The 1,131-nt window shown below is 69.4% G+C and carries 2 protein-coding genes; both read right to left on the bottom strand.

The features are described 5' to 3' along the window. Positions 1 to 625, bottom strand: a 625-nt coding sequence (locus MFF58_RS31710; protein ID WP_238294296.1) for an ABC transporter permease, incomplete at its 3' end; no start/stop codon positions are given. Beyond that, on the bottom strand, positions 622 to 1,131 hold a 510-nt coding region (locus tag MFF58_RS31715; RefSeq protein WP_238294299.1), incomplete at its 5' end, for an ABC transporter ATP-binding protein. The genes MFF58_RS31710 and MFF58_RS31715, both read right to left, overlap by 4 nt.

The following is a 1,131-nucleotide window of genomic DNA, read 5'->3' on the forward strand; positions in this document are numbered from 1 at the left end:
GCTTGGCCGTCTCGAGGGGGACGAAGACAACGTCGTCCTGATCCGGCCCCTTGGCGTCCAGTACGCCCACCACCTCGAACGGTACGCTCATGATGCGCACCTCGGTGCCCACCGGGTTGTCGCGCCCGAACAGCTCCTTGGCCACGACGCTACCTAGGATGGCGACCTTGGCAGCTGTGGTCTGCTCGGTGCCGTTGAAGACACGCCCGCGCGCCAGCAGCCAGTCGCGCACGAGGAAGTGCCCGTTCGTGGTGCCATTGACGGTGGTGTTCCAGTTCCGGTTCTCGCGCACGATCTGCGCGGACCCGGATAGGGATCCCGCCGCGGCGCGGACCTGCGGCACCTGCGCGAGGATCGCGTCGACGTCGCCCTCCGTCAGCGTCAAGCGGGTGCCCGCCTTGAGCCGGACGCCGTCCTTTTTGGCGGTTCCGGGATTGATCATCAGGACGTTGGCGCCGATCGCCTGGATCTGGTCGGCGACCCGCCCCTGCGCACCGCTGCCGATGGCCAGCACCGTCACCACCGAGGCGACGCCGATGACAATGCCCAGCATGGTCAGGAAGCTGCGCATCAGGTTGAGGCGCAGGGACCGGAGGGCGACGAGGAGCGTCTGGGACAGGCTCATGCGGCCTCCACCCGCCTGGGCCCGCGGCGCACGTCGTTGACCACCTGGCCGTCGCGCAGGTGGACCGTGCGCGCGCAATGGGCCGCAACGGCGGCGTCGTGGGTGATCATCACCACGGTCTGGCCGCCGCGGTTGAGCTGCTGGAACAGGTCGAGGATTTCCGCGCCCGTCCGACTATCCAGCGCCCCGGTCGGCTCGTCGGCCAGGAGGACCGCCGGTTCACCCACCAGGGCCCGGGCGATCGCTACCCGCTGCTGCTCGCCCCCGGAGAGCTGCGAGGGGAAATGCCGCGCCCGCATCGACATGCCGACCGATTCCAGGGCGGCCCAGGCGCGCAGCCGCCGAAGCCGCGACGCGATGCCAGCATACATCAGCGGCAGTTCGACATTCTCCAACGCGGTGCTGCGGGGGAGCAGGTTGTAGGATTGGAACACGAAGCCGATCCAGTCGCGGCGCATTCGGGCTCGGGCGTCGTCGGACAGGCGCGCCGTGTCCTCGCCATCGAG

The sequence above is a fragment of the Methylobacterium longum genome, assembly GCF_022179385.1.
GTDB classification, from domain to species: domain Bacteria; phylum Pseudomonadota; class Alphaproteobacteria; order Rhizobiales; family Beijerinckiaceae; genus Methylobacterium; species Methylobacterium longum.